Origin of the sequence: Nonomuraea sp. LP-02, assembly GCF_036289125.1 — a bacterium.
GTDB classification, from domain to species: domain Bacteria; phylum Actinomycetota; class Actinomycetes; order Streptosporangiales; family Streptosporangiaceae; genus Nonomuraea; species Nonomuraea bangladeshensis.
In genome coordinates this window covers 7,525,903-7,550,930 of record NZ_JAXCLK010000001.1, presented here as the reverse complement: position 1 = coordinate 7,550,930, position 25,028 = coordinate 7,525,903, and the positions used below count along the sequence as shown (strand labels likewise).

Annotated in this window: 26 protein-coding genes, 1 tRNA gene and 1 pseudogene; 13 read left to right on the top strand and 15 right to left on the bottom strand. The window is 68.4% G+C overall.

Translation table 11 applies throughout. The features are described 5' to 3' along the window. Positions 1-21 precede the first annotated feature (21 nt). Both SMD20_RS35410 and SMD20_RS35405 read right to left on the bottom strand, forming a co-directional pair. Positions 22-897 carry an alpha/beta fold hydrolase gene (locus SMD20_RS35410; protein ID WP_329589642.1) on the bottom strand — a complete coding sequence of 292 codons (876 nt, stop codon included), beginning with the start codon at positions 895-897 and terminating at the stop codon, positions 22-24. Positions 898-1,468: 571 nt separating this feature from the next. Next, a complete protein-coding gene (locus SMD20_RS35405; protein ID WP_329589640.1) occupies positions 1,469-2,065 on the bottom strand; it encodes a TetR/AcrR family transcriptional regulator in 597 nt (198 codons plus the stop codon). A gap of 89 nt (positions 2,066-2,154) precedes the next feature. On the opposite strand from SMD20_RS35405, the gene SMD20_RS35400 reads away from it, so the two are divergent. Further along, entirely contained in the window at positions 2,155-2,988 is an 834-nt protein-coding gene (locus SMD20_RS35400; RefSeq protein ID WP_329589638.1) for an SDR family oxidoreductase, read from the top strand. Positions 2,989-3,157: 169 nt separating this feature from the next. Beyond that, complete coding sequence (locus SMD20_RS35395) at positions 3,158-3,838, top strand: hypothetical protein (RefSeq protein WP_329589637.1); 681 nt, start codon at positions 3,158-3,160, stop codon at positions 3,836-3,838. Between the two features lie 723 nt (positions 3,839-4,561). On the opposite strand, the gene SMD20_RS35390 is transcribed toward SMD20_RS35395, so the two are convergent. Further along, positions 4,562-5,527 carry a ketopantoate reductase family protein gene (locus tag SMD20_RS35390; RefSeq protein WP_329589635.1) on the bottom strand — a complete coding sequence of 322 codons (966 nt, stop codon included), beginning with the start codon at positions 5,525-5,527 and terminating at the stop codon, positions 4,562-4,564. A 92-nt stretch (positions 5,528-5,619) separates the two neighbouring features. Between SMD20_RS35390 and SMD20_RS35385 the strand changes: the two genes are divergently transcribed. After that, on the top strand, positions 5,620-6,213 hold the full coding sequence (locus tag SMD20_RS35385; protein WP_329589633.1) for a TetR/AcrR family transcriptional regulator: 594 nt from the start codon (positions 5,620-5,622) through the stop codon (positions 6,211-6,213). 497 nt (positions 6,214-6,710) lie between these two features. Here the strand turns inward: SMD20_RS35385 and SMD20_RS35380 are convergent, their stop codons facing one another. Together SMD20_RS35380 and SMD20_RS35375 are read right to left on the bottom strand one after the other, a co-directional pair. Continuing rightward, entirely contained in the window at positions 6,711-7,079 is a 369-nt protein-coding gene (locus tag SMD20_RS35380) for a nuclear transport factor 2 family protein (protein ID WP_329589631.1), read from the bottom strand. Between the two features lie 1,026 nt (positions 7,080-8,105). Then, positions 8,106-8,582 carry a TipAS antibiotic-recognition domain-containing protein gene (locus tag SMD20_RS35375; RefSeq protein WP_329589629.1) on the bottom strand — a complete coding sequence of 159 codons (477 nt, stop codon included), beginning with the start codon at positions 8,580-8,582 and terminating at the stop codon, positions 8,106-8,108. Positions 8,583-9,132: 550 nt separating this feature from the next. Between SMD20_RS35375 and SMD20_RS35370 the strand changes: the two genes are divergently transcribed. From SMD20_RS35370 to SMD20_RS35355, 4 genes are all read left to right on the top strand, one after another. Beyond that, on the top strand, positions 9,133-9,633 hold the full coding sequence (locus SMD20_RS35370) for a hypothetical protein (protein WP_329589628.1): 501 nt from the start codon (positions 9,133-9,135) through the stop codon (positions 9,631-9,633). 25 nt (positions 9,634-9,658) lie between these two features. Continuing rightward, on the top strand, positions 9,659-9,868 hold the full coding sequence (locus tag SMD20_RS35365) for a helix-turn-helix domain-containing protein (RefSeq protein ID WP_329589625.1): 210 nt from the start codon (positions 9,659-9,661) through the stop codon (positions 9,866-9,868). Further along, on the top strand, positions 9,865-10,863 hold the full coding sequence (locus SMD20_RS35360) for a site-specific integrase (RefSeq protein WP_329589623.1): 999 nt from the start codon (positions 9,865-9,867) through the stop codon (positions 10,861-10,863). Before SMD20_RS35365 ends, SMD20_RS35360 begins: the two co-directional genes overlap by 4 nt. A 74-nt stretch (positions 10,864-10,937) precedes the next feature. After that, positions 10,938-11,300: a helix-turn-helix domain-containing protein gene (locus SMD20_RS35355; RefSeq protein WP_329589621.1), complete on the top strand. Its 363-nt coding sequence runs from the start codon at positions 10,938-10,940 to the stop codon at positions 11,298-11,300. 69 nt (positions 11,301-11,369) lie between these two features. On the opposite strand, the gene SMD20_RS35350 is transcribed toward SMD20_RS35355, so the two are convergent. From SMD20_RS35350 to galU, 7 genes are all read right to left on the bottom strand, one after another. Beyond that, positions 11,370-11,443 (bottom strand) — tRNA-Ala (locus SMD20_RS35350). Between the two features lie 49 nt (positions 11,444-11,492). Continuing rightward, positions 11,493-12,110 (bottom strand): divisome protein SepX/GlpR, encoded by a 618-nt coding sequence (gene sepX, locus SMD20_RS35345; RefSeq protein WP_329589619.1) that lies wholly within the window; start codon positions 12,108-12,110, stop codon positions 11,493-11,495. Positions 12,111-12,234: 124 nt separating this feature from the next. Then, positions 12,235-12,888 carry a GNAT family N-acetyltransferase gene (locus tag SMD20_RS35340; RefSeq protein ID WP_329592790.1) on the bottom strand — a complete coding sequence of 218 codons (654 nt, stop codon included), beginning with the start codon at positions 12,886-12,888 and terminating at the stop codon, positions 12,235-12,237. A 48-nt stretch (positions 12,889-12,936) separates the two neighbouring features. Continuing rightward, positions 12,937-13,419, bottom strand: a complete 483-nt coding sequence (locus SMD20_RS35335) for a MogA/MoaB family molybdenum cofactor biosynthesis protein (protein ID WP_329592788.1) — start codon at positions 13,417-13,419, stop codon at positions 12,937-12,939. Continuing rightward, a complete protein-coding gene (moaC, locus tag SMD20_RS35330) occupies positions 13,419-13,847 on the bottom strand; it encodes a cyclic pyranopterin monophosphate synthase MoaC (RefSeq protein WP_442942621.1) in 429 nt (142 codons plus the stop codon). Before moaC ends, SMD20_RS35335 begins: the two co-directional genes overlap by 1 nt. A 53-nt stretch (positions 13,848-13,900) precedes the next feature. Beyond that, a complete protein-coding gene (gene glp, locus SMD20_RS35325; RefSeq protein ID WP_329589615.1) occupies positions 13,901-15,124 on the bottom strand; it encodes a molybdotransferase-like divisome protein Glp in 1,224 nt (407 codons plus the stop codon). Further along, positions 15,111-16,013 (bottom strand): UTP--glucose-1-phosphate uridylyltransferase GalU, encoded by a 903-nt coding sequence (galU, locus tag SMD20_RS35320; RefSeq protein ID WP_329589613.1) that lies wholly within the window; start codon positions 16,011-16,013, stop codon positions 15,111-15,113. Before galU ends, glp begins: the two co-directional genes overlap by 14 nt. A gap of 24 nt (positions 16,014-16,037) precedes the next feature. Here galU and SMD20_RS35315 point away from each other — a divergent pair, with 24 nt between their 5' ends. From SMD20_RS35315 to SMD20_RS48470, 3 genes and pseudogenes are all read left to right on the top strand, one after another. Then, entirely contained in the window at positions 16,038-16,607 is a 570-nt protein-coding gene (locus SMD20_RS35315; protein WP_329589611.1) for a 5-formyltetrahydrofolate cyclo-ligase, read from the top strand. Between the two features lie 24 nt (positions 16,608-16,631). Beyond that, entirely contained in the window at positions 16,632-18,137 is a 1,506-nt protein-coding gene (locus SMD20_RS35310) for a potassium/proton antiporter (RefSeq protein WP_329589609.1), read from the top strand. Positions 18,138-18,206: 69 nt separating this feature from the next. Next, positions 18,207-18,347, top strand: a pseudogene (locus SMD20_RS48470) (FmdB family zinc ribbon protein); the annotation flags it as partial. A 14-nt stretch (positions 18,348-18,361) separates the two neighbouring features. On the opposite strand, the gene SMD20_RS48465 reads toward SMD20_RS48470, so the two are convergent. Then, the gene (locus tag SMD20_RS48465) at positions 18,362-18,649 is read right to left on the bottom strand and encodes a hypothetical protein (protein WP_442942634.1); all 288 of its coding nucleotides are present in this window, start codon (positions 18,647-18,649) and stop codon (positions 18,362-18,364) included. Positions 18,650-19,805: 1,156 nt separating this feature from the next. Then, positions 19,806-21,776, bottom strand: coding sequence for an MFS transporter (locus SMD20_RS35300; protein WP_329589606.1), 1,971 nt, complete (start codon positions 21,774-21,776; stop codon positions 19,806-19,808). 115 nt (positions 21,777-21,891) lie between these two features. Between SMD20_RS35300 and SMD20_RS35295 the strand changes: the two genes are divergently transcribed. Genes SMD20_RS35295 through mscL form a run of 3 tightly spaced genes read left to right on the top strand, consistent with a single transcriptional unit; the run spans position 21,892 to position 23,742 of the window. Further along, positions 21,892-22,698: an S-methyl-5'-thioadenosine phosphorylase gene (locus SMD20_RS35295; protein ID WP_329589604.1), complete on the top strand. Its 807-nt coding sequence runs from the start codon at positions 21,892-21,894 to the stop codon at positions 22,696-22,698. Continuing rightward, positions 22,695-23,312, top strand: a complete 618-nt coding sequence (cpaB, locus tag SMD20_RS35290) for a Flp pilus assembly protein CpaB (RefSeq protein WP_329589602.1) — start codon at positions 22,695-22,697, stop codon at positions 23,310-23,312. The genes SMD20_RS35295 and cpaB overlap by 4 nt, the downstream gene beginning before the upstream one ends. A gap of 31 nt (positions 23,313-23,343) precedes the next feature. Next, a complete protein-coding gene (mscL, locus tag SMD20_RS35285) occupies positions 23,344-23,742 on the top strand; it encodes a large conductance mechanosensitive channel protein MscL (RefSeq protein WP_329589601.1) in 399 nt (132 codons plus the stop codon). A gap of 13 nt (positions 23,743-23,755) precedes the next feature. Here the strand turns inward: mscL and SMD20_RS35280 are convergent, their stop codons facing one another. Next, positions 23,756-24,832 (bottom strand): D-alanyl-D-alanine carboxypeptidase family protein, encoded by a 1,077-nt coding sequence (locus tag SMD20_RS35280; protein WP_329592786.1) that lies wholly within the window; start codon positions 24,830-24,832, stop codon positions 23,756-23,758. Between the last annotated feature and the right edge of the window lie 196 nt (positions 24,833-25,028).

Sequence of the window (25,028 nt, the reverse complement as noted above, 5' to 3'; positions counted from 1 at the left end):
CGTTCTCTCTCGCAAGGCGGGTCACAGCCGGATCAGGTCGGCGACCTCCTCGGGCAGGCCAGGAGAAGTCATGACATGCCCCATTCCGGGCACCACGTGCAACACCGCGCCCGGAATCGCGGCAGCCAGCGCCTCGCCGTGACCGAGCGGATAGACCGGATCCTGATCGCCGTGCACGATCGAGGTCGGCGCGCTGATCGACGACAGCGGAGCGAGCAGGCCAGGGTCGTCCATCCACACGGCCCGGAAATGGTTGGCCGCGGCCGCCGGGTCGACAGCCCGCGACAGCGCCAACTCCAGCATCTCCCGGGCGGCCGACTCGTCGAACGGCCGGACCGGCCCGTTGAAGACCCGGAACAAGGCCACATCGGACTCCACACCCGGCGGCAGCCCGGCGTCCAGATGCGCGAGATACGCCGGCGCCGGCGGCGGCAGATCATCCGGATCGGCCGGCTCCCCGGCCCGCACCCGTTCCCATGCCGGACTCGGATCGTGCCCCATCAGCGAGCTGGACATCACCGTCAAAGACCGGACCCGCTCCGGCGCGTGCACCCCCAGCCACTGCGCGATCATGCCGCCCAGGGAAGCCCCCGCCACATGAGCGGAGCTCAGCCCATAACCGTCCAGCACAGCCAGGCAGTCGCGAGCCATGTCCCCGATCGTGTACGGATGGGCATCGAAGTCGACCACGCTGGACCGACCGGTGTCCCGGTGATCGAACCGGATCACCTGCACCCCACGCTCGACAAGCCGGTCGACCAGCGCATCAGGCCAACTGACACCCTGCGCAGCCGACCCCGTGACCAGCAGAACAGCGGGAAGCTCGGGATCCCCGACCCGCTCAGTCCAAATCCGCAGCGACCCGGAGGCCACAAATCGCTCGTGCGCATCCAACATGGAGGCACGGTAACGGCAACGTGCCGCCGAACGCCCGACATTTCCGATGGCGCGCAACCCGAGGACCAGATGGCGGCGAAGTGGCGTACTGCCGCCGTCCTGGCCTACACCTCCGGCAGCGCGGTCGGACACGTGTGCGCGCTGGTGGCCGGCCTGCTGGCCGCACGATGCGCCGCCATGGCCGTGATCTTCGCGACGCTCCTGATCGTCGCGGGCGTTGGGTTCGGCGTCGCCCAGGTGAGACCGGTCTACAAAGCTTTACTGACAGTGGCAGCTCTCGCGCTCATACCTGTCGCCCATGTCTGGATTACCGGCTGTTGTGCTGATTTCGGGAGTGGGACCGTACTAGTAAGTGGCAGGCCGTGTCCTGCCAGCGCCTGCCCCGTGAGGCACGGTCGCCCAGTTGGTCACTCAGCAACGCGAAAGGCCGCCTCCCAAAATCGGAAAGCGGTCCTTGACCTGGGTGGGGTGCGTCCGAGAAGAGTCTGAAGATCGCTTTCCACACGGCGTCACGCTGAGGGTCTGCAGTCCAGAACGACAGGCATTCGTCCTGGGCTACGGCGCGGCGGACTCAGTTGGCTTCAAGGGAGTCCAGCCAGGCGAGTAGGCGACCGCCCTCGCGTTGCATGATCCCCGGGTCCCGCAGGGCGTTGGTCAGCAGGGACATGCCCTGGTAGGCACCCACTAGGGTGAGCGCCAGGCTTTCGGGGTCCGGCTGGCCCAGCTCTCGAAATTGGCGCTCGACCCAGGTGAGCAGAAGCCGGATGACCTTGCCTGCTTCAACGTCCAGGCCGCCCTCGTCGCGCTTGTCCAGCTCGACGGTGAGTGTTCCGGTCGGGCAGCCGTACCGGGCGGCGAGGTCGCGCTGGCTCACCCAGGCGTTGATCAGTCCTTTCAGGCGCTCGCGGGGATCGGAGAGCTGATCCAGGCGGCCGGTGAGCAGGTCCAGTTGCCGTGTGTGCTCGGACAGGGCGGCGGCGACGAGCTCGTCTTTGGTCTTGAAGTAGTAGTACACGTTGCCCAGGGGGACCTCGGCCATCCGTGCGATGTCAGCGATGGTGGTGCGCTCGACGCCCTGCTGGTGTACGACTTGGGCCGCGGCCTTCATGAGCCGCTCCCGCTTGGCGCCGGCCGCCCGGACTCGGGCGGACTCTTTCGAGTCAGTCACCTGACTAACTATACGACTCCCATCTGTGCTAAGTTCACCCCAGCAAGCAAGTCAGCCAGCTAACTAACTCGCAGATCGAGGAACTCATCGTGATCGTTGTCACAGGAGCCACAGGAAACGTCGGCCGCACGCTGGTCCGCACCCTCGCCGAACAGGGCCACGAGGTGACCGCCGTCTCCCGCCGCATCACCGAACGCGACGTGCCGCCCGGCGTCCGTGCGGACGCCGCCGACCTCTCCCAGCCCTCCGCCAACCTGCCCTCTGCTGCGGATGCGGTCTTCCTGCTCGTAGGTGGGGACCTGATGATGGCCGGCGACCCTGCTCGGGTCGTCGCCCCGTTCACGGGTTTCGGAAAGATCGTCCTGCTCTCTTCCCAGGGAGTGGCCACCCGCCCGGACTCCCTGTCACACGGGCAGGCATTCGCCGCCTTCGAACAGGCCGTCATGGATTCCGGCACCGACTGGACCATCCTGCGCCCCGGCGGCTTCGCCTCCAACGCCTACGCCTGGGCCTCCTCCATCAAGGCAACCCGCACGATCGCCGCACCCTTCGGCCAGGTTGGCCTCCCGGTCATCGACCCTGACGACATCGCCGCCGTCGCCGCCGCCACCCTGACCCGGCCGGGCCACTCGAAGGCGATCTACGAATTGACCGGCCCCATTCCGACCACCCCACGCCAGCGCGCGGCCGCCATCGGGGACGCCATCGGTGAGTCTGTCACCTTCCTCGACCAGACCCGGGAAGAGGCCCGCGCCCAGATGCTCACGTTCATGCCCGCCCCGGTAGCCGACACCACCCTTGACATTCTCGGCACCCCTACCGTCCGCGAACAGACCGTCAGCCCCGATGTCGAAAAGATCCTCGGCCGTGCCCCCGCCACCTTCGCCGACTGGGCCAAGCGCAACGCCGCGGCCTTCCGCTGATGCCATCAGCCCTGTCGAGCCCTCCGAGTCGGGGCCGCTGCAGAGTTGTCTGGGGGTTGTAAGACAAGTAAGGAACCTCTCGATCATTGGGGGCCGCGTCGATGTACGCGCCACATCCAACGTCGGTTTCGAGACGGTACGGCTGTGTTTCATTGCTATGGTCGCGCGCATGCGGTCGAATTACCTCGCCTGGAACGATGCGGTGGACCTGTTCGAGCAGCGCGGCCTGCCGAAGGAGACCTACGAGAACCTGTACGAGGAGGAGTACATCCTGATTCCAGGGCCGGCCGCGGTGACCGGCGAACTCCCCCTCGACGAGCACGAGCGGACGCCGTGGCGGGAGGGCACGCCCGAGGCGGCAACCGGGTACATCGTGGACGGCGACCTGGTGGTCAACGGGAACATCACCGATGTGGACGACGGGGCCGCCGCGCTGATCGTCCTCGGGAACCTGCGGGCGCGGAACATCTACCTGGCCGGTGACGCGAAGCTGGTCGTACGCGGCCACGTGACGGCCGAGACCTTCGTCGGCGACATGACCGACAAGCTGGTGATGATCCAGGGGGACCTGCGCACCACCGTCTCGCTCTTCTGGAACGAGTTCTGCCCTGACCTGGTCGCCGGCACCCTCCACGGCAGGACACTCGCGCCAGGCTACCTCGACCTGTCCACCGCCTCCATCGGCGCTCTGGTCGACCCGGCACCCGAGGTCCCGCTCAGCCGCCTCCTCGTACCCGAACTGCTGGTCACCGGCGCCCCCGGCCCCGACGACCTCCCCGAGCTCGGCATCCGCGGCGACGCCCTGCGCGACCGCCTGCTGGCCGGTCTCCCCCTCGTCGCGATCCCCTGATCCGCATCGTGAGGCGGTCAGGCACGTAAGGCATGTGGGGGTGGTGCGCACGTGGCTTACGGATGTCCAGTGGTCGGCGTAGGGCACGCCCAGCATCTCGCAGATCACCAGTGACGGAACCGGCAGCGACAGCGAGTCCACCAGGTCACCGGGCCGCGGCCCGGCCAGCAACGCGTCGATCTGCCCGTCGACGATCTCCTGGATCCGCGGCCGCAGCGCCTCCAACCTGCGCACCGTGAACTCGCCGAGTACGGCCTTGCGCGCCGGCCCGTGCTCGGGCGCGTCCATCGCGATCAGCATGCGCTCCTCGTCCGGCCGCCGGGACGCCGCCTCGCCCTTGACCAGCGCCGGGAAATCCGGATGCTGCCGGTCGGCGCTGAACCGCCGGTCGTTCAGAACGGTTCGCACGTCTTCGTGGCGGCTGACCACCCAGGCCCACCCGCCATCGGGCAGACGAACCCGCGAGACCGGCTCTCCTTCGCGGATCTCTTCGTACGCCGGCGGCGGCGCGAACGGGCACGTACGGGCCATGGGGAACTCGTGCTTCTCAGCAGTAGTCATGACTTTTCCTTCCACGACGTCACGGACAGGTGATAGAGGCTGGACCGCGAAAAGCCGTATGTGAACGGCGGTTGGTCCGACCGGCGCGCCCGGGTTCGGCTCTGGGATGCGGTGGACTAAGGAGCCGCGATGGACCACCGGGACCAACACATAGCGGTGGATTCAGACTCGACCCATCCCCTCGCGGGCGAAGTTCGGTTCCGCCGCTTCCAGCCGCGGTACCGAGATGCCCAACCGTCGCGCTTCGGCCAGGGTGTCCCGGCAAACCTCACGCGGCTCCTCGGCGTCGGGGTCGGAGTGCGCCGCAAAACTCACGCGCAAGAGCGCGACATGAGCTGTCAACCAGGCGAGCACGGGGGCCGTCAGCCAGGTGGGCGCGCGGAACAGCAGTACAGCGCCCCGGTGACGCCGCAGGTCGACACCGCGCGCCTGGAGGAGCGGCAGCAGCTCCCGGCCGGCCAGCAGCCCTTCGCGCAGGTCGCCCCTTGCCCCGACCAGCTTGGACAGGGAACCCAGCCGCAGGCCCTGTGAGAGCAGGCCGGCATCCGACACGAAATGGACCCACAGCCACCCGCGGAAGTCAGGCCGCTCCTTGAGCCGGAGCCCGGCCTTGCGAAACGCCTGGCGCACGGCCCGCTCACGGTCGGTCGGGGGCCGGCCGAGGGTGCCGAAGATGACCGACGGCAGCAGCGCCCCACGGAGCACGCCGTCCGCGCCGAAACCGCCACCGGCCTGGGGAAAGCCCCAGGCGATCTGGTCGACAGGGAGTGCGCCGATCGCGGCCGGCGGCTCGGTCCAGATGTTGCCGAAGACCAGCACCGTGGCGTGGCCGACACGCGGCGCCAGGAAGGCCGTCGCCTCCGCGAGGCGGTGGTGCGACACGCTGAGCACGATCAGGTCGAAGTCATGGTCCGGTTCCAACTCCTCGCGGAAGCGCACCGGCCACTTCTCGACGACGCGCTGCCCCCACACCCGGCGCCGCGCATCGAGCAGGTCGAGGTCCACCGCGTCTCCGTACGTCGCCGCGCGTCCCGGCCGGACGTAGAACTCGACGTCGTGGCCGGCCCGTTCCAGGGCCCAGCCGTAGATGGTGGCGATCGCGCCTCGGCCGAACATGAGAATCTTCACGCTGCACCTCGTGGGGTACGATCAATTTGGAGACAATCTCCAGTTATTTCAAAATATGGAGACTATCTCCACTTGTCAACGCGAGGGAACGCATGACCGCCGACAAGCCGCTGCGCGCCGACGCCAAGCGCAACCGTGAGGCCCTGATCGCCAAGGCCCGGGAGGTCTTCGACGCCGGCGACTTCTTCGACCTGCGCTTCGATGACTTCGCCCGCCTGGCCGGGGTGGGCACCGGCACGCTGTACCGCCACTTCCCCACCCGGGAGGCACTGGCCGAGGCGGTCTACCACGGGGAAGTCGCCACGCTGTGCGACCGCGCCCGCCGACTGCAGGCCACGCTGCCCGCGGCGGAGGCTTTGGCGACCTTCCTACGCGGCATGGTCGACCACATAGACGCCCACGAGGGCCTGGCCCGGACGTTGGCCACGCTCATGGCCGATCGCTCGGGTGCCTTCGCCGAGGGCAGCCAGGCGCTGGAGCAGGCCGTCACCGACCTGGTGGCCGCCGCCGTACGGGACGGCGCCGTTCGCGACGACGTGGATGCCGGCGCCGTCATGATGGCGCTGCACGGCATCGGCGCGGCCCACGACCGCCCCGGCTGGCGGGCCGAGGCCGACGGTGTCATCACCCTCGTGCTGGACGGGCTGCGCAGCTCCGCCGGTCGTTCAGCGACCAGCGCCAGTTGAGGCGACCCCGCAGACAGGTGCCACTGCACAAGCAGCGCAGCCCTGGGTGGGGTGTTCACGAATAGGGCGGGCCTGGGGTTCAAGAAGGGTTCAGAAGATCGCTTCCCGAAGGGAACATGATTGTTTCCCGCACACGCCGCGATGGTCTTGCCCCGACGGAGATCTGGTTGCACCCCATCCTCCGACGACAACGCGGTCGTGCGAAGCATGGGACAGGAAGACCTGATCCCTTGGATCAAATAGCGGGTGGACTGGTGAAGGGACGGCAGACGAGCAATGCCTGTGTCCATCCGGGTGGACTGTCGGTAACGACGCCCGCTGAGCTGCGGTCCGACAAGTATGTGTACACGCTGGCGGTCCCGGTCGTTCACCTCGACGTGGCGGATTCCAGGCCCTGTGGGGAAGTCTGGTCGCGAAGGCCGTGGCACTCCAGATGCCAGGCGGCCCAGGGGCATTGTCGTCGCCGAGCCGGGCCGCCCGCGATCGAACTCCTCCGGTCAGCGGTAGTCGTTCTCCTTCAGCTCGATGACCCAGGCACGACGCTCGGCGATCTTGCCGTCGCGCATGACGAACACCTCCGCCATGGACATGCGCATCTCGCCGCCCGCGACTCGCTTCACCGTCCCGGTGAGTTCCGCCATGACGACATCGCCCTGCTCGACCATGCGCACGACCTCCAGGTGGGGAGGGTCGATAAGTTCGGGCGGGCCGTCGATGGCCCTGTCATATGCCTCTTTGCCGGTCAGGTGGAAGGCCCCGAAGACGGTCCACTCGATGTCGTCCGTCAGGCATGACAGGATCTGCTCATGATCGTTCTTGCGGAAACCGTCCAGGTAGGTGTTGACGGTCTCAATGTTCCGTGACATGCCTGCTCCTTCGAATCGGTGTCGCCCACGATGCACCGCTGTGCGAACCGGCGCTTCCCTTACAGGAAGGTCGGAGCGGCCAGAGCATTCTTGACATCACTTCGACAACTGACCCTAAATTCCGGCACCCGCAGCGGCATACGCCTGCCGTGACCTTGCCGGACTTGGCATCCTTCGCCGGAGATCTTTTGGTCTTGGGGCACCTGGCCAGGTCAGTGAGTACTTCTTCGGCGCCATCGGCAGAACTCACCGCGCTCATCAGAGCACGAGAGCCGTACTTGCTGCGCCTGAAACAGAGCCTGAACAGCGACGGCACCGCCCGCTTCCAGTGCCCGGCAGCAGGCACCTCCCCATCGCTGACCTGCCCCCGCTTCGACCGCCTCCACCAGCGCGGACCCAACCGGCCCACCGCGGTCGACCTCACCGACACCCGGCAACGAGCCGCCCACCCCGAAGGGCCACGACCTCGACCTGGCTGATCCGAAGTACCGCCTCGCCCACGGCCGCGTCGCCCAAACCATCCTGGTCGCGCTGCTCGTCACCGTCGCCAACGACCACTTTCTCGACCAGTGGCGCCACACCCACCAGCCCTCAGACGAGCCCGACGCATCCGCCGACGTCTTCGAGATCCCAGCGGAACGTCTCGACCGCTCGCCAGTCACGGGCCGGAGCCGGCCACCACCCATCCCATAACCCGCAATTCAGATCACCGTGTCGCACCACCCGGGACTCCCCGGACACCTGCTCCTCGACTTCCAAACCAGGACGAACCCGATTCTGAATCTCTCGAAACAACAAGATCCCGCCTGATCTCGACGATCAGACGGGATCCCGTCGACTAACTGCCAGCCGTTTCAAGAACGGCCCCCGTCGCCAGCGCGGGGAATCCATCCGCACCATCGCCGCCGGCGTCAAGGTCTCCATCGGCGTCGTCCACAAGACGCTCGCAGACGGGGTCCCGGTAGTACGGGGGAAATTTCCAACGGAGATGCCTGACCTGCGAACCAAGTCGGCACGGCAGACCAGTCACCCGGCTGTGGTCGGAGCCTCGGCGGCGCGCGCAGCGTTGGCTTTGATCGCCTCCTGCAGCCACTCCGCCGCGCCCGGCCGGGTGTTCGCCTCGATGCCCGCCCGGAAACGCGGGTCCTCCACGTACAGGTAGCTCTTTTGAACGTGGAACTCGTGCGTCATGTCGTAGAACCAGCGGGCGATGTGCTGCAGCTGCGCCTCGGCCACGTCCATCGCCGCCTCGCTCGACGGGTCGGCGCCGGCGTCCATCAGCTCACGGATCCGCGCCTCGATCGCCGCGTTGTCGCGGTTGATCTGCTCCCACTGCTTCTTGCCGTAGGTCGCGACGCGCTTCGCGGACTGCGCGTACGCGGTGCTGTCCCCCCACCGTTGCTCCACCTCGTCGAGGTACTCGCCTTCACGGTCGGCCCACTCGCCCCAGACCTCGCGTTTCTCCTCGTCGCTGAGCGGGGACCGGATCTTCTTGTCACTCATGGGCCGAGACCGTACGGCTTGACGCTACGTGAGGGTCAAGCCATTTTCGGCGGCGTGATCGCGATAGGCCGAATCCTGCGACTTCGCTGCCGGGTGACTGGTCTGCCGTTATTCGCAGGCCGCCCCGGCAGCCACCCCGATCGGAACGGCGAGTGGCGGCAAGCCGCGCCCCGACGCCTCGTTAACGCCACTGGCCGTTCCCTTGCTGCTCGACCCCGGAGTCCGACGACAGCGCCACGCCCAACGACGAGTGGTAACAACCGGCGCCAATCCCCGCCGCGTTCCGCGCCCTGAAACCCCTCGGGACGTCCTGCGAACGCGGGCCGACCTGGCGGCATACCGCGTCAGCAAGATCGGCAAAGACGTTAAGGGGTCGCCTGGTGTAGCTACCGGGGACGTGACAGCAGAGCAGCTCAACGCCTCAGGCTTCTGCATGTCCTCGGTCGTTCGCTCACGTGCTCGAAAGTCAGACGCAGACTGTCGGCCCGGAGCGTTACCCTGAGCGACGGCAAACAGGAAGGATCCCGGGGCGTTGCCCGCGGAGGTTGAGATGCCACGAAAGGTCACCCCGGCCCAGTACAACCGCATGGTCGACGCCTACAACCGTAAGCTGAAGCAGGCCGTCAACAAGCACAACCGCGAGGTGCGCGCACACAACGCGCGCGTGCGCGCCAATCGACAGCGGCTCAACGCCGAGATCGCGCGACTCAACCGCCAGCACTCGACGACCCGCTACGTGACGGTGCAGACCTTCACCATCGCCCTGCACACCGCGTACACCCGCGTCGACGAGCAGTCCGAACTGTGGAACGAGCGCGGGCAAGAGCTGGCCGACCTGGCGGAGGCCGAGACGGCCAACAGCGCGCACGTCGCCAACATTCTCCTGGGTGAGACGGTCGACGACGCGGAGGAGACCGAGGAAACGTCGCTCACCGACGAACTGTCCGCCCTCTCACCAGACCTGCACAGCCGCTGGGAGGGCGCCCGCTTCGCTATCAATCCGCGAAACCCCGACGCTGCGCGACACTTCTGCACCAGCGCCCGCGAGTAGCAGGTAGCAGCCGGGTACGGGATCGGTGCGGGATTGGTCTGGCGGGCCCAGTGCCGATGACGTCCAGCTCTACCGCGTTCCTGACGCCATGCTGAAGCTCCGCATGAGCCGCAGCGTGATCTACGAGCAGTTGCGCTCCGGCCGTCTCCGCTCGGTCAAGCAGGGCCGCTGCCGCCTGATCCCGGAGAGCGCCCTCCGCGAGTACATCGCCCTGTTGCAGCAGGAGGCGTCATGACGAAACGCCGTAGCCGTGGGGATGGCGGCCTGCACTGGGACGAGTCCCGCCAGCGCTGGATCGCCTCGCTCACGGTCGGCTACACACCGGCCGGGAAGCGCATCGTCAAGAAGGCCAGCGGCAAGACCAAGACCGCCGCCAAAGACAAGCTCAAGCAGATCATCCGCGACTACGAAGACGGCCTGGTGGTCTCCGGGGTCGGCTACACCGTGGCCGACGCCGTACAGAACTGGCTGGACTACGGGCTCAGCGGACGAGACGCCGCGACGGTGGAGAAGTGCAAGATCCTCGCGAACAAGCACGTCATCTCCGGCCTCGGCGCTCGCAAGCTCGTGGACCTGACGGCGGACGACGTTAACCGCTGGCTGGCCGACAAGTCGAAGGACCTCAGCACCCGCACCCTGCTCGAACTGCGGTCCATCCTCGTGCGCTCGGTCTCAAGGGCTCAGGCCCGCGACAAGGTGAAGCGCAACGTCGTGCTCCTGTGCGAGATCCCGAAGGGGAAGGAGGGCCGCCCGTCCAAGTCTCTGACGCTCGCCCAGGCCAAAGCCGTGCTCAAGGCGTCGGAGGGCACGGCCTTGCACGCTTACGTTGTCCTGTCGCTGCTCCTCGGTGCTCGCACGGAGGAACTCCGTGCACTCACCTGGTCGCACGTCAACCTGGATGGCACACCGCCGTCCATCATGGTCTGGCGCTCCGTCCGTGAAGGAGGCGACACCAAGACCAAGAAGTCCCGCCGTACCCTGGCCATGCCGAGGCGCTGCGTGGATGCCCTCAAGCTCCACCGTGAGCGCCAGGACGTGGCCAAGAAGGCGGCGGGCGACCGCTGGCAGGACAACGACCTCGCGAGATGCGGCACAGCTTCGTCTCGCTGCTCTCCGACTCCGGCATGCCGATCGAGGCCATCTCACGCCTGGTCGGCCACCGCAACACCACCGTCACCGAGACCGTCTACCGCAAGCAACTCCGCCCAGTGTTGCAAGAGGGAGCCATAGCGATGGATGAGATCTTCAGCCGCATTTCTCCGGATCGGCAGACAGAGAGCTAGGGATCGGTCACGATGAGTCGCATGAAGAATGACTTTAGCCGATTCGTCGCCGCCGCTAGGGACAGGCGCGGCCTGCGGCAGAAGGACGTGGCACAACGCCTCGGGGTTTCCCCAGCGACGATCTCCAACATCGAGAATGGCCATAAGCGCCCTGCGGGCGACCAATGGAAGCAACTGGCATGCGCCCTCGGCGTACCTTGGCAAGAACTTTTGGACCGTGCCACGGAAATGTCAGACCACGTCGAAAGAGCGATCATCTCATCCGGCCTCGATCGCGAGCATCAGGACGCACTGCTCCTGACATACGGCTCCTTCGCAGGGCGCGACTCTCTGGAGAACGTAAAGGTCCTTCGCCATCGAGATGCAGGAGCAGAGGACGCGTAGTCACTCACTTAGTCACCCGACAACGCCAAAGGCCGCTTCCTACAGCCAGGAAGCGGCCTTTGACCTGGGTGGAGATGAGGGGATTCGAACCCCTGACCCCTTCGATGCGAACGAAGTGCGCTACCGGACTGCGCTACATCCCCAAGGACTCGTTTAGGTTAGCATCCCCCCGAGGGTTCTCGCGCCACCCTTTCAGTCCCCCACCGCGCGTCTGGGCGGCTCCGCGTACTGGTCGAACAGCACGTCCTCGTGCAGTGCCGTCAGGTCGATCACCTCGGCCGCCTGCTCCTCGGCGAGGGCCTGGCGGCGCTGGCGGGCCCGGCGCCGGCGTTCGGCGAGGGCCTGGCGCGCGCGTTCGCGGCGTTCCTTGTCCACGTGTACGGCGACCCGCAGGAAGCACAGGTAGCCCACCGTAACCAGTACGGACGGCGCCACGCCCCACCACGGGATCATCTTGACCGCCGCCGTGACCACGGACGCCACCACCAGCAGGACGCAGAAGAACAGCAGCCGGCGCCGCCGGGCCACGATGATCGCCCGTCGCCGCAGCCGGAACTGCCGGACGTCGACCTTCTCGAACTCGCCGGTGACCGGCCCGGTGAGCAGCCCGATGCCGCTGTCGTCCTCGTAGCCCTCGGCCGCCGCGGCGGCGGCCAGGTTGTCGAGGTCGGGGAGCTGGTGCTCGCCGGTGTAGTACTCCTCGAGCTCGGCCAGCTCGGCGAGGTTGGTCTTGTCCTTGCGCAGCCACATCGGGATGAGGACGCACAGCCACATCACGACGATGGCGAGATAGAGGAGGACGCTGCTCACGACCACCTCCGGGCAGCATGAAGACGCGGGTCGGTTCGTTGCGTCTTCAATCTGCTCACGTCACGCACCGTAAGACCGCGTGTCACTGATTGACGAGCATTCGGTGCGGTGTGTCGCGAGATCGTCAAACCTCTTCGACAGAAGACCCCCCACGAGCCGCTGACTCGCGCGCGCGACGCCACTGTACGAGCAGCCCGCCAGGGACGTCCTCGACGGTCAACGCGTAGCAGATGTGGTCGCGCCAGGCTCCGTCGATGTGAAGTTGGCGACGCCGAATGCCTTCTTCCCTGAATCCGAGTTTCTCAACCACCCTACGACTGGCGGAGTTCTCGGGGCGGATGTTCGCCTCCAGCCGATGCAAACCAGTGGTGAAGAAGCAGTGGTCGACGGCCATGGCGAGGGCGGTGGGGGTGATGCCGTGGCCGGCCAGTTTGCCGTCGATCCAGTAGCCGACCTGGGCGGAACGGGCGGATCCCCACACGATGGCGCCGACGGTGAGCTGTCCGGCGAAGCGCCCCTCGTACGTGACCACCCAGGGCAGCGCGAGCCCCTGCCTGGCCTCCCGCCGCAGGGTGCCGACCATGGACACGTACGGGCCGAGCCCGGTCCTGAACAGAGGCGTCTCGGGGTTGCTCGGCTCCCAGGGGCGCAGCCAGTCGGCGTTGCGCAGCCTGGTCTCGCGCCACACGCGTACGTCGCCCAACCGCAGCGGCCGGAGGCCGACCGGCCCTTCGTTGAGGCTCACCGGCCAGCCGCGAAGTCGATCCACAACTCTCATCATCCCCCCAACGGGCACGATGCCGCCACGCGCGGATCGAAGTAGTGGTCACCGCGGGTGGTCGCCGCCGCGGATCTGCTCGACGGCGTGCCGCAGGATGGGGGCGAGTACGGCGACGCCGTCCCGTACGCCGCCGGACGAACCGGGCAGGTTGACGATCAGGGTGTCGCCGGCCTGCCCCGCGAGCCCCCGGGACAGGATCGACGTCGGGACCTTCTCGCGATTGGCCAGCCGGATCGCCTCCGCGATGCCCGGAACCTCCCGGGAGATCACGCGGGCGGTCATCTCCGGCGTGAGGTCCATCGGCGTCAGCCCGGTGCCCCCGGTAGTGACTATGACCTCGTAGCCGCCGAGGACGCCGTCCCCCAGCGCCATCTCCACCGCCTCGCCGTCGGGGACGACCACGGGGCCGTCGACGACGTCACAGCCGGCCTCGTCGCGCAGCAGCCGTACGAGCAACGGCCCGGATTTATCCTCATAAATCCCGGCCGACGCCCGGTTCGACACCGTGATCACCAGCGCTCGCATCATCATGATCGCGTCCACCGTCCGGTCTTGCCGCCCAGCTTCTCCTCCACCCGCACGTTGGTGATCACCGCGCCCGGATCGACCGCCTTGACCATGTCGATGAGCGCGAGCGCCGCCACCGACACCGCCGTCAGCGCCTCCATCTCCACGCCGGTGCGGTCGGCCGTCTTCACCCGGCAGGTGATCGCCACGCCCCAGTCCTCGACGTCCAGCGTCACCTTGACGCCGTGCAACGCGATCGGATGGCAGAGCGGAATCAGGTCCGGCGTACGTTTCGCGCCCATGATGCCGGCGATCCGCGCCACCCCCAGCGCGTCGCCCTTGGGCACCTCGCCCGTACGCAGCAGCGCGACGGTCTCCGCCGACAGCAGCACCCGCCCGGTGGCGACGGCGCTGCGCGCGGAGACGTCCTTGGCGGAGACGTCCACCATGCGGGCGGCGCCGGTCTCATCGATGTGCGTGAGCCCGCCCGCGTCCGGTCCGGTCACAGCCGGATCACCTCCACCTCCGCCCCGGCGGTCACCTCGGTCACGTCCTCGGGAACCACGATCAGCGCGTTCGCCGAGGCCAGCGCGGCAAGCTGGTGAGAGCCCTGCCCGTGCACCGGCGACACCGTGCCGTCTGCGGCCAGCACGCCCCGCAGATAGGACCGCCGCCCAACGGGCGAGCGCAACGACCCGGTGACGCACGCGGTGACGGACTCCGGCATGCCGGTCGGCAGCCCGCGCATCTTGGCCAGCGCCGGCCGGACGAACAGCACGAACGACACGAACGACGACACCGGATTGCCGGGCAACGCGAAGATCGGCACCTGGTCGTCCCCCAGCACGCCGAACCCCTGCGGCATCCCGGGCTGCATGGCCACCTTCTCGAACCGTACGGTCCCGAGCGGCGACAGGGCCTCCTTGACCGGTTCGTACGCGCCCATCGACACACCGCCGCTGGTGATGATGGCGTCGGCGCGTACGAGGTCGGTGTCGAGCCGGTCGAGCAGCACGGCGGGATCGTCCCCGACCGCCCCGGCCCGGAACCCCTCCCCGCCCGCCTCCCGCACCGCGGCGGTCAGCGTGAAGCTGTTGGAGTCCCAGATCTGACCGGGCCCGAGCTGCCCGCCCGGCTCCACGAGCTCGGCGCCCGTGGCGATGACGACCACCCGGGGCCGCGGCCGCGCGAGCACCCGCCGCCGCCCCACCCCGGCGATGATGCCGAGCTGCGCGGGCCCGATCAGGGTGCCCGGCCTGAGCACGACGTCACCGGATTGGACGTCCTCGCCGGCCCGCCGGATCGCGTTGCCCGGCCCGGCGGAGCGCTCGATGCGTACGGAGACCGTCCCGCCGTCCGTCCACTCGACCGGGACCACGGTGTCGGCCCCGGCCGGCAGCGGCGCGCCGGTCATGATGCGCACGGCGTGGCCGGGCCCGACGGCGCGCAGCTCGCCGGAGCCGGCCGCGACGTCGTCGATCACCGGCAGGGTCACCGGAACCTCGGCGATGTCAGCGGCCCGTACGGCATAACCGTCCATGGCGGAGTTGTCGAACGGCGGGAGCGGCACCGGCGCGGAGACCTCCTCCGCCAGCGTCGCCCCCAGGGACTGCTCCAGGTCGAGCTCGATGGGCGCGAGCGGGCGCACCGTGGCCAGGATGTCGGCCAGGTGCGCCTCGACCGGCTTCAGCGCGCTCGCCGATCCCGCCGGATCAGCCGACCTCATCGAGGAACTCCCGCAGCCACGGGACGAACTCGCCCGCCAGATCCTCCCGATCCGCCGCGAACTTCACCACCGTGCGCAGGTAGTCCAGCTTGTCGCCGGTGTCGTAGCGCCGCCCGCGGAACAGCACCCCGTGCACCGGGCCGCCCTCCTCGGAGCCGCGTCCGGCCAGCGTGCGCAGCGCGTCGGTGAGCTGGATCTCGCCGCCGCGCCCGGGCGGGGTGTTCTCCAGCACCTCGAACACCGCCGGGTCGATCACGTAGCGCCCGATGATGGCCCAGTTGGAGGGCGCCTCGTCGGCCGGAGGCTTCTCCACGAGGTCGGTCACCTTGACCACGTCGTCCTCGGCGGTCGCCTCGATCGTCGCAACGCCGTACAGGGACACCTGCTCCTTCGGCACCTCCATCAGAGCGATCACGCTGCCGCCGTAGGTGTCGCGTACCTCGATCATGCGCTTGAGCAGCGGGTCACGGTAGTCAATGAGGTCGTCACCGAGCAGGCAGGCGAACGGGTGGTCGCCCACATGCTGCTTGGCACAGAGCACGGCGTGGCCGAGTCCCTTGGGCTCACCCTGCCGCACGTAGTGCAGCGTGGCCAGGGACGCGGGCTCGCGGACCTGGGACAACCGGTGCTCATCGCCCTTGGCCTCAAGGACCTCCTCAAGCTCGAACGCGCGGTCGAAGTGGTCCTCGATCGATCGCTTGTTCTTGCCGGTGACCATCAGAACGTCCAGGAGACCCGCGGACGCGGCCTCCTCGACGACATACTGGATCGCGGGCTTGTCGACGATGGGCAACATCTCCTTGGGTGTCGCCTTGGTCGCCGGAAGGAACCGGGTGCCCAGACCCGCGGCGGGCACGACGGCTTTCGTCACAGGGTCGAAGTCAGCCATGAGTAGACCCTAGTGGAGGGACCTATGGACAAGATGAACCTCCGTCGTCAGCTGAACGCGGCGCGCGCCTCCCTCTCCCCGGACCAACTACGCGCAAACGCCATCAAGACCCGCGAAACGCTGCTCGACCAGCCGTGGGTCCAGATGGCCGGATTGGTGGCCTGCTACTGGTCGGCGGGGGTGGAGCCGGAGACGCACGGGCTCGTGTTCGCTCTCTGGAAACATGGAGCCACCGTCATGCTGCCGGTGCTGCGCGACGACAACGACCTCGACTGGGCGGTCTACGACGGGCCGGACACCCTCGCCCCCGGCCGCCACGGGATCATGGAGCCGGTCGACACCCGCCGCGGCGTCGGCGCCATCCGCACCGCGGCGCTGGTCATCGTGCCCGCGCTCGCCGTCGACCGCAAGACCGGCGTACGTCTCGGCCGCGGCGGCGGATCCTACGACCGCGCCCTCGCCCGCGTCGGCCCGAACGTCCCGACCGTGGCCCTGCTGCACGCCGGCGAGCTGCTCGACGACGTGCCCGCCGAGCCCCATGACCAGGCGGTCCGCTTCGCGATGACACCGGAGGGACTCATTAGTCTTATGTGACCGCTGGGACGAGAAGGGGGCCGGATGACGCATGATGTCTGGCTGCTCGCCGGCGCGGCCATCGTCATCGCGGCCATCGTGTCCGTACGTGTGGCGCACTTCAGCGGTCTGCCCAGCCTCCTCATCTTCCTCGGGTTCGGCCTCGTGCTGGGCGACTTCGGGTTCGGGCTGTCGTTCGAGTACCCGCTGCTCGCCCAGCAGATCGGGCTCACCGCGCTCGCGCTGATCCTGGCCGAGGGCGGCCTGACCACGACCTGGTCACACGTACGCAAGTCCGTGCCGATGGCGTTGATCATGGCGCTGGTCGGCGTGACGGTCAGCATCGTCGTGGTCGCGCTGGCCGTCCAGGGCATCCTCGGCCTCGACGTCAACACCGCGCTGCTCCTCGGTGCCGTACTGGCCTCCACGGACGCCGCCGCGGTCTTCTCCGTCCTACGCCGCCTGCCGCTGCCGCCGCGGCTGGCCGGCATTCTGGAGGCGGAGTCCGGGTTCAACGACGCCCCGACCGTCATCGCCGTGACCCTGCTCAGCAGCGCCGCCCGCGAGGCGCCCGACGTCGGAACGTTCCTCTTCGAGACCGGGCTCGAACTCCTCATCGGCGCCGCCATCGGCCTCGCCGTCGGGCCCGCGGGCGCCTACGCCCTCCGCCGCATCGCACTCCCCGCCTCCGGCCTCTACCCGCTCGCCGTGCTCGCGCTCACCTTCGTCTCGTACGGCGGAGCCGTGCTCCTGCACGGCTCGGGCTTCCTGGCCGTCTACCTGACGGCGCTGATCCTTGGCAACTCGCGCCTGCCGCACCGGGCCGCCACCCGCGGGTTCGCGGAGGGCGCGGCCTGGTTGGCGCAGATCGGGCTGTTCGTCATGCTCGGCATGATGGCCAGCCACGAGGAGATGCCGTCCGCGGTCGTACCCGGGCTGATCACCGGAACCGTCCTCGTGCTCCTCGCCCGGCCGCTGTCGGTGCTGGTCAGCTCGGCGCTCGCGTGGGCGCTGCGGCTGGGCTGGGTGAACTGGCGCGACCAGGCGTTCCTGTCCTGGGCGGGGCTGCGGGGCGCGATCCCCATCGTGCTCGCGACGATCCCCTGGGCGGCCGGCGTCGAGGGCTCCAAAGACATCTTCAACCAGGTCTTCGTGATCGTCATCGTGTTCACGCTGGTCCAGGGGCCGACGCTGCCGTTCGTGGCCCGCGTGCTCGGCGTGACCGCGCCAGGGGAGGCGCAGGACCTGTCGGTGGAGTCCGCGCCGCTGGAGGAGCTCAAGGCCGACCTGCTGCAGGTCAAGGTGCCGCCCGGTTCCCGCCTGCACGGCGTGGAGATCTTCGAGCTGCGGCTGCCCTCCGACGCCCAGGTGACCCTCATCGTCCGGGACGGCAAATCGTTCGTGCCCGGCAGCTCCACCCGCATCAGATCGGACGACCAACTCCTCATCGTCACCACGGCCGCCTGCCGTGACCAGGTCGAACGCCGCCTGCGCGCCGTCAGCCGCAGCGGCAAGCTGGCCGGCTGGTACGGAGAACGAGGTTTGGAATAGCCGTTTGACCGGATCGGTTACCATTAGCAGTCGCAACGCTCGAGTGCCAGAGTCTGTAGGAGGAGCCGCGTGCCGACTTACCAGTACGCCTGTAACGACTGCGGTGAGCAGCTCGAGGTCGTCCAGAAGTTCACGGACGACGCTCTGACAGTGTGCCCCAAGTGCGAAGGCAACCTGCGGAAGGTGTTCTCCGCGGTGGGCATCGTGTTCAAGGGCTCCGGCTTCTACCGGACCGACAACCGCACGTCGTCCTCTTCTTCGTCGACCTCCTCGTCGAACGGGTCCTCCAACGGGTCGTCCGGCGGATCCTCGAACGGGTCGTCCTCGGACGGTGGGTCGAAGTCCTCGGAGAGCAAGTCCTCCTCGGGCTCCTCCAGCTCGTCCTCCTCCACCCCGGCCCCGGCCGCCGCCTCCAACTGACGCGCGCCCGCCGGACGGCCCCCTAGCCGTACCGGCCGGCCGCCTTCGTACGTGCGCCCTCCCCAGACGCGTACGAGCAGCCACCCGGCCAACCCTCAACCACGTACGGTCGCGCACAACCGGCACGTACGGCAGGTAACTCGCGAACTACAACCGCATGGCCAGACGCCATCGCATGTGGACAGGGACGACCGCGCACGGGCAGCCGTCGCACGCGTGGACAGGCGCGACCGCGCATTGAAAGATCCCCGCACACGGGTAGCCGCCACCGCTTGTGAAGAGGCCCCACCGCGTCTGAAGGGGCCCACCGCGCAAGGGCGGAAGACACGCGCCTAGCCAGGCCCCACCGCGTATGAACAGCCGCCATCGCTCACGGGCAGCCGTCGTCGTGCATGGACAGCCATCGCTCACGGGCAGCCGTCATCGTGCATGGACAGCCGCCATCGCTCACGGGCAGCCGCCATCGTGTATGGACAGCCGCCATCGCTTACGGCAGCCGTCATCGCGCATGTAAAAGGCCCACCGCGTAAGGTCGGACACCACGCAGGCGCCCAGGGCTCGCCGCGCATGCACAAGCACCACCCCTTGTGCCACGCCGCAGCCCTGACCGCAGTCACCCCGTGCCCTGGTCGTCGCGCCGCCCCGGATGCCCCTGGCCATCACCAAAGCCACTGGACCTCTTGCCATCACCCCTGCCACCCGGCAGCCCCTGGCATCGCCTCAGCCGCCATCAGGTCCGTCAACGCGGCCACCACAGGGTCCCGCACAACAGCGCAAACCGTCCCATAACCGCGAGCCGGTCGCACGCCCCTCCCCTGGATCACGACAAAGTCGGGGTCACCAATCGGGGATCCGCTGTGCCGATCACCTCCCGTCCATCACACTGTTGTTCGCGGCCATCACGTGCCCACCTTCGATCTGGTTTGCGCCTTGAAGGGTCACGCGATGGCCGTCACCATGTCTTCACTCCCGCCCGCGTACCGGTCTCCGCCCCGCCCGCGTATCGGCCTCCGCTCCCACCCGCATGCCGGCCTCGACACCATCCGCATGCCCGGCCTCGACACCATCCGCATGCCCGGCCTCGGGTCCGCCCGCGTACCCCTGCCTCCGGTCCGCCCGCGTACCTCGACGCACCCCCGCCCGCGCCCGCCTGCACCCATGCTCCCGCCTACCGCCATCACTCCTGTTTCCGCCAACCCCCATGCAGCCACGAACGCGACCCCGCACACCAAACCCGAACGCCGCTCCTCAAGGAGGGGGCCGATCACCTCGCGCCCCCAACAACTCCGGCGCCACCTGATCCACCATCCGCTCAAGCTGCGGATCCTCCCCCCAATCCGCGACCAGCCGCCTCAACCCCTCCCGCGAACACCCCACCAACCGCGTCACCGCCCGCTGTCCCTCCTCCGTCAGCCGCAGCGCCTCCTCGTCCTCCGACCTCCGTACCAGCCCCATGGCCACGAGCTGATCGACGTAAGGACGCCCCCACTCCTTACTCTTCTGAGCGCGTTCCGCCAGTTCATCCCCCCGCACCCACCCTCCCCCGGCCAACCGCGCCAGCACCCACACCCCCTGCGGCGAGATCGCGTCGAGCCCCGCCGCCGCCCCGAGCCGCTCGTAATATCCCCGCCTCAGCTCGGTGTCCGCCAGCCGCATCAGCCCTCGCTCCACCTCCGCCAGCGACGACCGCTCCGCCGACGTGGCTCCGAGCCCTTCCCCCAGGTCCGCCGCCCTGATCGTCTCCCGCAACCGGGTCTGCGGAATGAACCAGCTCAGCACGAACGCCCCGAACACGACCGGCGCCGCCACCCGGAACACCGCCGCGATCGCGTCCGCGTACACGTGCAGAAAATCCGCGGCGAGCTCCCGAGGCAGTCGCTGGATGACGGTCGGATCCTCCTGCACCCGCCGCGGCTCGAACCCCGGCGGCAGCCGTGCCCCCCGCAACGCCTGTCGCAGGTCGCTGTTCAGTGTCGCCGTGAACACCGCCCCCAGCGCCGCCACCCCGAACGACCCTCCGATCGACCGGAAGAACGTCGCCCCGGACGTGGCCACCCCGAGATCCTTGAAGTCGACCGCGTTCTGCACCACGATCACCAGCACCTGCATGGTCATCCCGAGCCCGACCCCGAGGACCAGCAGGTAGACCCCCAACGTCAGCAGGCTGCTGTGCTCCGTCATCGTCGACAGCAGAACCAGCCCGGCCGACGCGAGCAACGTCCCCGCGATCGGCAGGAACCGGTATTTCCCCGTCCGGGAGATGATCTGCCCGCTCACGATGGACATGGTCAGCATCCCGGCCATCATCGGCAGCAGGTAGACCCCCGACAGCGTCGGGCTGACCCCGTGCACCACCTGCAGGTAGAGCGGCAGGTAGGTGAGCGCCCCGAACATCCCGAACCCCACCACGAACCCCACCGCCGACGCCATGGAGAACGTCCGCAGCCCGAACAGCCCGAGCGGCAGCACCGGCTCGGCCGCCCGCCGCTCCGCGAACACCCACATGACCAGTAACGCCACCGCCGCCCCGGCCAGCCCCACCACCACGGGCGACGTCCAAGCGTACGTCGTCCCGCCCCACGTGGTGACCAGCACCAGGCACGACGTGGCCGCGCCGAGCAGCACGACGCCCGCGTAGTCGATCGTGTGCCTGGCCCGAGCGAGGTCCCCGGGCAGCACCGTCGCGATCACGAACAGCGCGACCGCGCCCAGCGGCAGGTTCACGTAGAAGACCCAGTGCCACGACAGCCGGTCCACGAACACCCCGCCCAGCAGCGGCCCCACGATGCTCGCAACGGCGAACACCGCCCCGAAGAACCCCTGGTAACGCCCCCGTTCGCGGACCGACACCACGTCGCCCACGATCGCCTGCGCGAGCACCATGAGCCCGCCACCTCCGAGCCCTTGAAGCCCCCGGAACGCGATGAGCTCACCCATGTTCCGGCTGAGCCCGCAGAGCGCCGATCCCACCAGGAAGATAACGACGGCCCCGATGAACAAGCGCTTGCGCCCGTACTGATCGCCCAGTTTGCCCCAGAGCGGCGTGGAGACGGTCGAGGCGAGCATGTATCCCGTCACCACCCAGGCCAACTGCTCCAGCCCGCCCAGGTCGCTCACGATCGTCGGCAGGGCCGTGGACACGATCGTCTGGTCGAGCGCCGCCAGCAACATGCCGAGCATGAGCGCGACGATGATGAGACCGAGACCCTGTTGCCGCATGCGGCGATACTACTCTTCGTACTGGTGTTCTCACGCATTGCAACGATGCCACGTTATCCACAGAACGCCGCTCGGCCGCACCGGGCCCCGCACCGACCCGGCTACTCTCTGCGCCATGGTCACTCGCGCAGACATCGGCGTCATCGGCGGCTCCGGCTTCTACTCCCTCCTCGACGACGCGGAGGAGATCGAGCTCGCCACTCCCTACGGCCCCCCGAGCGACGTCGTCACCGTCGGGCGCATCGGCTCCCGTTCAGTGGCGTTCATCCCCCGGCACGGCCGCGATCACCGCTTCCCGCCCCACCGCATCCCCTACCGCGCCAACCTCTGGGCACTGCGCTCCCTCGGCGTCCGCCAGGTGCTCGCGCCGAGCGCCGTAGGGTCCCTGCGGGCCGATTACGGCCCCGGCACCATGGTCATCCCCGACCAACTCGTTGATCGCACCTCAGGGCGTGTCCAGACTTATTACGACACCGGCGGCGCCGTCCATGTCTCCTTCGCCGACCCTTACTGCCCGTCCGGCCGGGCGACGGCCGTGGACACCGCCCGGGCCACCGACTGGCACACCGCCGACGCCGGCACCCTCGTGGTCATCGAGGGCCCCCGTTTCTCGACCCGCGCCGAGTCCCGATGGTTCGCCGCCAACGGCTGGTCCATCGTCGGCATGACCGGCTTCCCCGAGGCGATCCTGGCCCGCGAGCTGGCCCTCTGTTACACGTCCCTCTGCCTGGTGACCGATCTCGACGCCGGCGTCGAGGCGGGACAGGGGGTGACCCACGACGAGGTCCTCGAGTTCTTCGCCCAAAACGTCACCCGCATGCGCTCCCTGGTCTCCGCCACCGTCCAGGCGCTTCCCGAGGAGCGCACCTGCCCGTGCGGCAGCGCGCTCGACGGTCTCAAGCTCCCGTTCGACCTGCCGTGATCAGGAGCTGGCTGGTCCGCTACGGCCGTCGCCGCCGCCTCATCGCGGCGGCGCTCGCCGCCCTGGCCGTCCTGTTCGCCTATGCGGCGACCCGCCCCACCCCGCCCGCGACGGTCCTGGTGGCCGCCCACGACCTCCCCGCCGGCCCCCTGACGGCCGCCGACCTGACTTCCGTCCCCCTCAACCATCCGCCGGCCGGCGCGATCCGCCGCCTCACCCCCGGCACCACCCACCACCTGACCTCCCCCATGCGCCACGGCGAGCCCCTGACCGACGCCCGCCTCCTGAAGACGGCCTACGCCCACCTACCGCCGGGCATGGTCGCCACTCCAGTACGCGTCAACGACCCCGACGCCGCAGCCCTGCTCTCCCCAGGCGCCACCGTCAACGTCCTGGCCACCTGGCCGCAAGCCACCGCTCCCACCCCCGCCCGCACGATCGCAGAAGCCGTGACCGTCATCACGATCCCCCCGCCACGCACCCAGCGGGACCTCTCGTCGTCCACGCCACGCGGCACCCTCCTCCTCCTGGCGACGACCACCACCCAGGCCGCAGAGCTGGCAGCGGCCCAGGCCACCGCCCACCTGTCGATCACCCTGCCACCACCTACCTAGCAGAGAGTAGCCATGCAGATACAATCTGCACATGAGCGGTTTCAAGAAGTTCCTCATGCAGGGAAACGTCATCGACCTGGCCGTCGCGGTCGTCATCGGCGCGGCCTTCAACTCGATCGTGCAGTCCTTCGTGGCCGACCTGCTGACCCCGCTGATCTCAGCCTTCGGCGGCCTCCCCGACTTCTCATCCCTGAAGGTCACCATCGGCCGGTCGAACTTCATGTACGGCAATTTCATCAACGCGATGATCTCGTTCCTGATGGTCACCGCGGCCGTCTACTTCTTCGTCGTGAAGCCCTATACCCACGTCAGGGAACGCGCCACAGCCAAGACCGAGCCGACCACCCACGACTGCCCCGCGTGCCTTTCCGAGATCCCGAAGAACGCCTCCCGCTGCGCCTTCTGCACCACGGAGCTGACAGCGGCCTGACCCCCGGCCGACGTCAATCGAGCAGTGACCCCAGCTTGGGGTCGTACTCCCAGTGCCACGGCTCGAACGGGCTACTGTAGGCCCACGACGGATGGAACCACCCATACTTCTTGGAGTTCCTCTCCATCCACACGAACTCCGCGGACCCTGACCGTTCCACGCCGCCGCACAGGTCCACAGCCAGCCCGAGCCCATGGTTGCTCCGCCCCGGCACCGCCGCGAACCCGGGCCGCCGATAGTAGACGGCCTGCTGCTCGGCCAGGCTGCGATAGGCGTCGGTCACGCACATCTGCTTGCCGAACCGTTGCTTGAAGGCCTCGTTCAGGCTGACGAACGCGATCGTGGCGTCCGCCCGCAGGCTGAACCCCTTCTGCTGCAAGGGGCAGAGCATGCCCCTGGGGATGAGCCCGTTGGGATACTCGCCGGCGGTGGCGGCCCGCAACGGGTCGCAGCCGAGCGCCGCCCGCCCCACCTTGTCGATCTTGATACCCAGCTTCACCAGCGCCGCGGTCAACGACTTCACGATCTTGTCCGACCGCTGCCGCAACGTGTCGATCTCGGCCGCGAGCTGCGCCTCCGCCAGGAGATTTCCCGCCCGCAACTCCTGCGCCTCGCTCGCCAGCCGCTCGGCCTGGGCGTACAGCGCGCTCGTCTGCTGCACGGCCTGCTGCCGCGTCGCCACGATCTGGTTGGCGTCGCTGAGCGCCCGCAGAGTGTTCTCGTCAGCGCCACCGGCCAGGAAGGGCAGCACTCCGCCGCCGTTGAGCGGCTGCACGTACAACAACTCAGCCATCTGCGAAACGGGCTGTCGCATCACCACGAGCCGCCGTTCCAGCTCCTGCAGCGCCGTAAGCTTGCCCTTGAGCTGCTTCTCGGAGGCGGCGATCGTACTGCGCCGTTTCTCCAGAGCCTTGGTGGCCTCTTCCAGCTCCTTGGCCGACCGCTCCGCCTCTTTCCTCAGCTCGGTCAGATTGCCGGGATCCTGCCGCTCCTGAACCCGAACCAGCCTCGCCTGCCCCCGCCGATCAGCCTGCCCCAAAGCCTCCGCCGCCGCCACCTGCGCCGAGGACACCACCAGAGAAGCCACCATCGCCACGACAGCCGCGATCAGACCCGCTGATCGAGGGGCTGGCACGTTCGACTCCTCCGTATGCAAACTCGTCACCCGGGTCAGGCACGCACGTTACTACAGCCCTCCGAGTGTCCGGACCGAATGCCGAAGAGCTGTTATGAGACAAAAAGCCCACTTTGCTCAACCACCCCGTCCCACCAGCCCCGAAACCTCG

Bases quoted from the DNA above. Each gene is read 5' to 3' on its own strand.
- SMD20_RS35310 (WP_329589609.1), top strand. From the start codon at position 16,632: ATGACGCATGATGTCTGGCTGCTCGCCGGCGCGGCCATCGTCATCGCG.
- SMD20_RS35295 (WP_329589604.1), top strand. From the start codon at position 21,892: ATGGTCACTCGCGCAGACATCGGCGTCATCGGCGGCTCCGGCTTCTAC.
- galU (WP_329589613.1), bottom strand. From the start codon at position 16,013: ATGGCTGACTTCGACCCTGTGACGAAAGCCGTCGTGCCCGCCGCGGGT.
- mscL (WP_329589601.1), top strand. From the start codon at position 23,344: ATGAGCGGTTTCAAGAAGTTCCTCATGCAGGGAAACGTCATCGACCTG.
- SMD20_RS35380 (WP_329589631.1), bottom strand. From the start codon at position 7,079: ATGTCACGGAACATTGAGACCGTCAACACCTACCTGGACGGTTTCCGC.
- moaC (WP_442942621.1), bottom strand. From the start codon at position 13,847: ATGGTGGACGTCTCCGCCAAGGACGTCTCCGCGCGCAGCGCCGTCGCC.
- SMD20_RS35385 (WP_329589633.1), top strand. From the start codon at position 5,620: ATGACCGCCGACAAGCCGCTGCGCGCCGACGCCAAGCGCAACCGTGAG.
- SMD20_RS35395 (WP_329589637.1), top strand. From the start codon at position 3,158: ATGCGGTCGAATTACCTCGCCTGGAACGATGCGGTGGACCTGTTCGAG.
- glp (WP_329589615.1), bottom strand. From the start codon at position 15,124: ATGAGGTCGGCTGATCCGGCGGGATCGGCGAGCGCGCTGAAGCCGGTC.
- SMD20_RS35355 (WP_329589621.1), top strand. From the start codon at position 10,938: ATGAAGAATGACTTTAGCCGATTCGTCGCCGCCGCTAGGGACAGGCGC.
- SMD20_RS35410 (WP_329589642.1), bottom strand. From the start codon at position 897: ATGTTGGATGCGCACGAGCGATTTGTGGCCTCCGGGTCGCTGCGGATT.
- SMD20_RS35360 (WP_329589623.1), top strand. From the start codon at position 9,865: ATGACGAAACGCCGTAGCCGTGGGGATGGCGGCCTGCACTGGGACGAG.
- SMD20_RS35375 (WP_329589629.1), bottom strand. From the start codon at position 8,582: ATGAGTGACAAGAAGATCCGGTCCCCGCTCAGCGACGAGGAGAAACGC.
- SMD20_RS35300 (WP_329589606.1), bottom strand. From the start codon at position 21,776: ATGCGGCAACAGGGTCTCGGTCTCATCATCGTCGCGCTCATGCTCGGC.
- SMD20_RS35340 (WP_329592790.1), bottom strand. From the start codon at position 12,888: ATGAGAGTTGTGGATCGACTTCGCGGCTGGCCGGTGAGCCTCAACGAA.
- SMD20_RS35370 (WP_329589628.1), top strand. From the start codon at position 9,133: ATGCCACGAAAGGTCACCCCGGCCCAGTACAACCGCATGGTCGACGCC.
- SMD20_RS35335 (WP_329592788.1), bottom strand. From the start codon at position 13,419: ATGATGCGAGCGCTGGTGATCACGGTGTCGAACCGGGCGTCGGCCGGG.
- SMD20_RS35280 (WP_329592786.1), bottom strand. From the start codon at position 24,832: ATGGTGGCTTCTCTGGTGGTGTCCTCGGCGCAGGTGGCGGCGGCGGAG.
- SMD20_RS35315 (WP_329589611.1), top strand. From the start codon at position 16,038: ATGGACAAGATGAACCTCCGTCGTCAGCTGAACGCGGCGCGCGCCTCC.